The sequence below is a fragment of the Pirellulales bacterium genome (genome assembly GCA_019694455.1).
In the GTDB taxonomy this organism is placed as follows: domain Bacteria; phylum Planctomycetota; class Planctomycetia; order Pirellulales; family JAEUIK01; genus JAIBBY01.
Genome location: JAIBBY010000105.1, coordinates 1 through 6959 on the forward strand (window position 1 = coordinate 1; position 6959 = coordinate 6959).

The 6959-nt window shown below is 63.3% G+C and carries 7 protein-coding genes; 6 read left to right on the forward strand and 1 reads right to left on the reverse strand.

Annotated elements, in window-relative coordinates; all coding sequences use genetic code 11:
• The 3 genes from ric to K1X71_20795 form a co-directional block, all read left to right on the forward strand.
• Positions 1-728, forward strand: a 728-nt coding sequence (ric, locus tag K1X71_20785) for an iron-sulfur cluster repair di-iron protein (GenBank protein ID MBX7075585.1), incomplete at its 5' end; no start/stop codon positions are given.
• A gap of 45 nt (positions 729-773) precedes the next feature.
• Positions 774-1925, forward strand: a complete 1152-nt coding sequence (locus K1X71_20790) for a hypothetical protein (protein ID MBX7075586.1) — start codon at positions 774-776, stop codon at positions 1923-1925.
• Between the two features lie 29 nt (positions 1926-1954).
• Complete coding sequence (locus K1X71_20795) at positions 1955-2350, forward strand: SUF system NifU family Fe-S cluster assembly protein (protein MBX7075587.1); 396 nt, start codon at positions 1955-1957, stop codon at positions 2348-2350.
• Positions 2351-2353: 3 nt separating this feature from the next.
• Here the strand turns inward: K1X71_20795 and mobB are convergent, their stop codons facing one another.
• The gene (gene mobB / locus K1X71_20800) at positions 2354-2860 is read right to left on the reverse strand and encodes a molybdopterin-guanine dinucleotide biosynthesis protein B (GenBank protein ID MBX7075588.1); all 507 of its coding nucleotides are present in this window, start codon (positions 2858-2860) and stop codon (positions 2354-2356) included.
• A gap of 240 nt (positions 2861-3100) precedes the next feature.
• Between mobB and K1X71_20805 the strand changes: the two genes are divergently transcribed.
• From K1X71_20805 to K1X71_20815, 3 genes are all read left to right on the forward strand, one after another.
• Positions 3101-4402, forward strand: a complete 1302-nt coding sequence (locus K1X71_20805; protein ID MBX7075589.1) for a hypothetical protein — start codon at positions 3101-3103, stop codon at positions 4400-4402.
• 21 nt (positions 4403-4423) lie between these two features.
• On the forward strand, positions 4424-5680 hold the full coding sequence (locus K1X71_20810; GenBank protein ID MBX7075590.1) for a serine hydroxymethyltransferase: 1257 nt from the start codon (positions 4424-4426) through the stop codon (positions 5678-5680).
• A 90-nt stretch (positions 5681-5770) separates the two neighbouring features.
• On the forward strand, positions 5771-6959 hold a 1189-nt coding region (locus tag K1X71_20815; protein ID MBX7075591.1), incomplete at its 3' end, for an arylsulfatase.

Here is a 6959-nt window from a genome sequence, read left to right on the forward strand (position 1 = left end):
AGGAGCGCATCATGAGCGTTGTTGAATCTGAAAAGCGTTTGGGCGAACTGGTGGCGGAGCATCCTTGCTACGCCGATGTCTTCGAGCGACTGGGACTCGATTACTGCTGCGGCGGCAAGCAAACGCTTGACGCGGCCTGCGCCACGCGCGGCCTGCAAATCGGTTCGGTGCTGGATCAGTTGCATGCCCGCGAAGCGCTCGACCAGACTTCGGCGATCGATCCGGCGGCGATGTCGATGACGGAGCTATGCGACCACATCGAGCAGACGCACCATGCGTACCTGCGCGCGGAGTTGCCGTTCTTGCAGCAGCTATTGACGAAAGTGGTGGATCGGCGGAAAGACGTCCATCCGGAGTTAGTGGGGGTGCAGCGCGCGTTCGAACTACTGGAATCGGAGTTGGTTCCGCACATGTTCAAGGAAGAGCGCGTGCTGTTTCCGATGATTCGCCAATTGGAACGAGCAAGCGACTTGCCGATGTTTCACTGCGGCAGCATTGGCAATCCGATCGGCATGATGGAAATGGAACACGACACGACGTCGGTGGCGATGGGCCGCATGCGGCAATTGACCAATGGGTACGTCGCTCCGGAGGACGCCTGCACTAGTTTTCGGACGCTCTACGAGCGACTGGCGCATTTTGAAGTCGACATGCGCAGCCATATCCACAAAGAGAACAACGTGTTGTTCCCGCGGGCGCTTGCGCGGCAAGCCGAGCTGAGCTCCTAGCCGGCATGGCGAGCCTGGATCGACGCGATTGTGCGGAGCGCCAACATGGAACGCCGCCGTCAAGCGACGAATAGCGCGGACGGGAAGGGGGGCGATCCCCTTCCCGGCGGGCTCAAGGTGCATGACGACCTGTTCATGGTGGGCCGGCGCAACCCCCACACCTTGTTGCAATGCAACACGTACCTGCGCACCTTTCGTGGCGGACGCGCGGAGCCGTTGCACTGGTGCGTCGATCCCGGATCGCGCCTCGACTACGACGTGGTGCGCGAGAATTTGCTGACGCATCTCGGCACGCTAGCGGCGCTGCGATTATTCAGCCTCAACCACCAAGACCCCGACGTGGTAGGCAACCTGACGGCGCTGGCCAGCGAAAGCGATCAACTGGTTGGCCTCGTTTCGGAAGACGCTTGGCGCCTGGTGCAGCACCTCGGCGCGCGGCCGCAACAACTGCATTTTCCGGGGCGACACGGCGGCCACTCGATCAAGCTGCCCGGTGGAAATCGCATCTTGGCCGTGCCAACGCCGTTCTGCCATTTTCGCGGCGCCATGGCCTTCTACGACCTGGAAACGCGAACGCTGTTTTCGGGCGATCTGTTCGGCGGTCTGAACGAGCCGGAGCGGCTGCAACTATTCGCCGAAGAGCGTGATTGGCCCGGCATCGCGATCTTTCATCAGATTTACATGCCGGGCCGCGAGTGCGTCGCCTACGCGATACGGCAGATTCGGGCATTGCGGCCGGCGGTGGAACTGATCTGCCCACAACACGGCTTTGCGTTGGCGGGGGACTTCATGCGCGATGTCATGGAACGATTGGAGAGCTTGCCGGTCGGCATGGATCGACTGGCCAGCGAGTTGGACGAGGATTTCAGCGCAGCATACCGCGAGGTGATGAACGAGTTGTTTCAACTTGCGGTGGACCAACTTGGCCTGGATGAGGCGCTCGCTCGATTGCGGAGCTTGAGCGAAGAAGAACCGATGCGAACCTGCCTGCAGGCGGGCGAAGGCGCCATGGAGCTTATTGCGCGAGGCATTCATGTGTTGCCCAGAGCGGTCGAGGTGTTGTCGCAGGGCGAAGCAGCGAGTTTTCGCAATCGCTTGCGGCTGGGCGTGCTGCAAGGCTGCCAGTCGCGCGGCGCGCCGCTGCCGGACATCGCGCCGGGAATGGAAGAGCTCGGCAAAAAGGAATGGATTGGGTGAGCGCCCCACAAGTCACCGGGGGAAAGCACATGGATAACGAGATCTATCAAGAACGCATTCTCGATCATTACGAAAATCCGCGCCACTGCGGCGCATGCGAACACAAGACGCACGCGTTCAGCGTGGAAAATCCGCTATGCGGCGATCGCATCACCATCGAACTGGAAGTCGACGCCGACGAACGCATTCGTGACGCCCGATTCAAGGGGGATGGATGCTGCGTCAGCCAGGCCGCCGCGTCGATGCTGCTGGAACAGCTCATCGGCAAGACGGTCCAAGAAGCGGCGACGTTCAGCAGCGCCGCCATGCTCGAGCTATTTGGACCGCGCCTCACCGCAACCCGCCAACGCTGCTGCTTGTTAGCGTGGCGGGGGCTCAAGCTGGCGCTGGCCAATGATGCCAACGGGGATCAAGAGGCCGCTTAGCCGCTAAGGGGCTCCGCTCGCGCGAACCAGTTCCAACAGCCGCTTGGCCAAGGCCGGCACATCGCTGCGCGGCCACACATGGGCGATGCCCGGCGCCGGGTCGTCGGTCACAACGGCGCTGATCGCCGCTCGCTCACTGGCGTAGGGTGGTTCGACACATTCTTTGCGCCACACCTCGACCTGCGGCGCGCTGGCCGACAGATCGCCTTCGACGAGCACAATATCGCAATCGGCGAAGGCGTGATCGATGGTGGCATAGCCGGCCGGTCCGCGGTCGCCATCGTTGTCGAAATAGACCGCCGTCAGCGCTGGCGACAAAATGGCCACGGTTTCGGCGCCCGCCTCGCGATGACGATGCGAGTCCTTGCCCGGCACGTCCAACTCGTGGCGATGATGGGTGTGCTTAATCGTGCCGACGCGCAGCCCGCTGGCGCGCAGTTGCCGTACCAGGTCGACAATGAGCGTCGTCTTGCCGCTGTTTTTGCGGCCGACGATGTGCACCCGTTTCATGCCGTGGGGCTCCGAGGTGAAACGCGCCGCGGGGGCGCATCTGAGGTCGTTGCGTCAACAAGTCGCGTCATTATAGCCCCGCGCACGGCGAATTCGGCGTTCCTTGAAGGGGGGGCATGGATGGACGGCGGCCGCGTCATAAAGCTCCTAAGTTGACGGCGCTTGGCGGTCTATTTTGACCTCACGGCAAATGATCGCATCGCGTTCGCGCCGCTGGCCACCTATGTTGGAAGCATGAGCATGGGCCATGCCAATTCGAAAAGGCGCATCGCGCGAACGGCAGTTGCCGGCGCGCTGTTGGTCTGCGCCCTGCGCTGCCTGGTTGCTGTTGGCGCCGAACCGGCGACCGGCGACGGCCTGCGGCGCATCGAGGGGCGCTATTTGACGCTGATCACCGACCTGCCGACCAGCGACGAGATTGAGCGGTTGCCAAGGCTGTTCGATCAGGCCGTGCCGCAATGGGTCGACTATTTTGGCGTGGAGCCAGATCGACTGGAAGGGTGGCGGCTCACGGGCCACTTGATCAAAGACCGCAACGTGTTTGACCGGGCTAAGCTACTGCCGGACCGGTTGCCGACGTTCGATCACGGTTATTCGATCGACCATCAGTTCTGGCTATACGATCAGGAGTCGGATTACTATCGCCGGCACCTGCTGTTGCACGAAGGGGCGCATTCGTTCATGAACACGCTGCTCGGCGGATGCGGGCCGCCGTGGTACATGGAAGGGATCGCCGAGCATCTGGCGACGCATCGCATCGTCGACGGCAAGTTGCAAACGCGCTGGTTTCCGACCGACCGCGACGCCGTGCCGCTGTGGGGACGCGTTCGATTGGTGCAGGACGCCGTGGCCGCCGGCAAGCGACTCGACATTGGTCAGGTCATGGCGATCCAGCCCGGCGGGGATCGCACCAATCTGGGCTACGCTTGGACCTGGGCGCTGGCGGCGTTTCTCGATGGTCATCCGCGGTATCAACAGGCGTTTCGTAAATTGGGGCGCATGGCGGCGCACGCCGGTTTTGACGAACGATTTGAAGCGGTCTATGCCGCCGAGCGGCCCGAACTCGATTTGGAATGGAGCCTGTTCGCCGATCAGATCGACTACGGCTACGACTTGCAGCGGGCCGCAATCTTCTTTGATCCGCCGGCGGCGCTAACGACTACTGGAAAAGAACAAGTCACCATCGCCGCCGATCGCGGCTGGCAATCGACCGGAATACGGCTGGCGCCCGGCCAGACGTATGAGCTACGCGCGAGCGGGCAATTCAGCGTGGCGCAAGAGCCGCGGCCTTGGATCAGCGAGGCGCAAGGGGTGTCGATTCACTACTATCGCGGGCGTCCGCTGGGGATGCTGTTGATGGCGATTCGGCCTGACGAGGCGGGCGCCGACGGCGACAAATTGTTCCTGGCGCCGGTGGCCGTTGGCGCCGGCATGCGCATTCGCCCATCAAAAGGGGGCGTGGTCTACTTGAAGATCAACGACTCGCCCGCCAAACTTGCGGATAACCAAGGCGCGCTGACGATTGAGATTGGCCAGCCATGAAGGAGAAGGGATTGGTCGCGGATGAATTGGATTAAGGAAGAAGACCCGCAGGTGTGGGCCGCTATCGCGGGCGAGCAGGAGCGGCAACAAGACGGGCTGGAGATGATCGCCAGCGAGAACTACGTGAGCCCGGCCATCATGCAAGCGGCGGGGAGCGTGCTGACGAACAAATACGCCGAGGGATATCCGGGCCGCCGCTACTATGGCGGCTGCGAATGTGTGGACGTGGCCGAAGACCTGGCCCGCGATCGCGCCAAGCAGCTTTTTGGCGCCGAACATGCCAACGTGCAACCGCACTCGGGCAGCCAGGCCAACATGACGGTGTACCTGACCGCGCTGGAGCCGGGCGATGTGGTGCTGGGGCTCGACCTGGCGCACGGCGGCCACCTGACGCACGGCATGAAGCTGAACATCTCGGGTCGGCTGTATCACTTTTTCAACTACGGGGTGACGCGCGACACCAATCGCATCGACTTCGATCAGGTGGCGCGACTGGCGCGCGAGCACAAGCCCAAGCTGATCGTGGCCGGGGCCAGCGCGTACCCGCGCGAGATTCCGCATGGCCGTTTTGCCGAGATCGCGCGCGAGGTGGGCGCCAAGTTGTTTGTCGACATGGCGCACTACGCGGGGCTGGTGGCGGCCGGTTTGCACGACAACCCGGTGCCGGTGGCCGACTTTGTGACCACGACCACGCACAAGACGTTGCGCGGGCCGCGCTCGGGTTTGGTGCTGTCCAGAGGCGAGTACGCCAAGGATATCGACCGCAACCTCTTCCCCGGCATCCAAGGGGGGCCGCTGATGCACATTGTGGCGGCCAAGGCGATTTGCTTTGGCGAGGCGCTGCGGCCCGACTTCAAGCAGTACGCGCGGCAGATCATCGAGAACGCCCGCGCCCTGGCCGATGCGCTACTGGCTGGCGGCGTGAAGCTGGCCAGCGGCGGCACCGACAATCACCTGATGCTGGCCGATATGACCTCGCTTGGGCTGACCGGCAAGCTGGCCGAGGAGGCGCTGGGCCGCTGCGCGATCACCGTGAACAAAAACCTGATTCCGTACGACGAGCGCAAGCCGATGGATCCCTCGGGCATTCGGATTGGCACGCCCGCCTTGACCACGCGGGGCATGGGCACCGCCGAGATGCAGCGGATCGGCGGCTGGATGCTGGAAGTATTGCGTTCGCCCAACGACGAAAAACTGGCGGCGCGGGTGCGGGGAGAGATTCGCGAACTGTGCGATCAGTTTCCGGTGCCGGCCGCGCCGGCAACCGCCGCGGTGTGAGCGAAGTACGCGTGCTTTGCCGGCGGCGGCACATCACCACCAATAGGGTACTCCATGCGCAGGCACACCTGCCGCCGTAGCTTACTAGCAATGGCCATTTGCGTGGTCGTGGTCGGCGGGGTTGCCTGTCGCCGTGAAGTGTCGCTGGCGGCGGCGCCGAACATCGTGTTCATCCTGGCCGACGATCTGGGCTGGGGAGACCTAGGCTGCTACGGGCAGACGCGGATTCGCACCCCCAACATCGATCGGCTGGCGCTCGAGGGAATGCGTTTTACGCACCACTACAGCGGCAGCCCGGTGTGCGCGCCGTCGCGCTGCGTGCTGATGACCGGTTTACACAGCGGCCACGCGTTCATTCGCGACAACCGGCAGCGCGTGCCGCGAGAGCCGGGACAATACCCCATGCCGGATGAGGCGGTGTTTTTGCCCGAGCTGCTGAAGCAGGCGGGCTACGCGACGGGGGTGTTTGGCAAATGGGGGCTGGGGGGCCCGGAAACGAGCGGCGCGCCGCAGCGGCAAGGGGTGGACCGCTTTTTTGGCTTCAACTGTCAGGGGGTGGCGCACAACTATTATCCCACGCAGTTGTGGGACAACGACCGTGAAGTCACACTGGAGAACCCGGAGTTTTCTGCCCATCAGCCTCCCTTGTCGGCCGATCTCGACCTGGCCGACCCGTCGCTCTATACGCGTTATGTCGGCGACACTTACGCGCCCGATCGCATCCTGAGCGAGGCGATCGCTTTTGTGAAGCGCCATCGAGAGCAGCCATTTTTCTTGTTCTTTCCGTCGACGATTCCGCACCTGGCATTGCAGGTCCCGGCCGACGCGCTGGCCGAGTACCAGGGGAAATTCCCCGAGACCCCTTATCGGGGCGACAAGGGATATTTGCCGCAGATCGCGCCGCGCGCCTGCTATGCCGCCATGGTGTCGCGACTCGACGAACAGGTGGGGCAACTGCTGCAACTACTAGACGAGTTGCAATTGAGCGACCGGACGCTGGTCGTCTTTGCGAGCGACAACGGACCCGCCGTCAACGGCACGGGGGGCGTGGACACCGATTTCTTTCAATCCGCGGGGGACCTGCGCGGACGCAAAGGAAGCATCTACGAAGGGGGCCTGCGCGTGCCGCTAGTTGTGCGCTGGCCGGGCAAAATCGCGGCCGGCGCCGTCAGCGATCGCGTCTGCGGGTTTGAAGATTGGCTGCCGACCGTGATGGAACTGACCGGCAACACGGGTTTGATTCCCCAGGAGGCGGATGGCGTCAGCATGGCGGCGACCT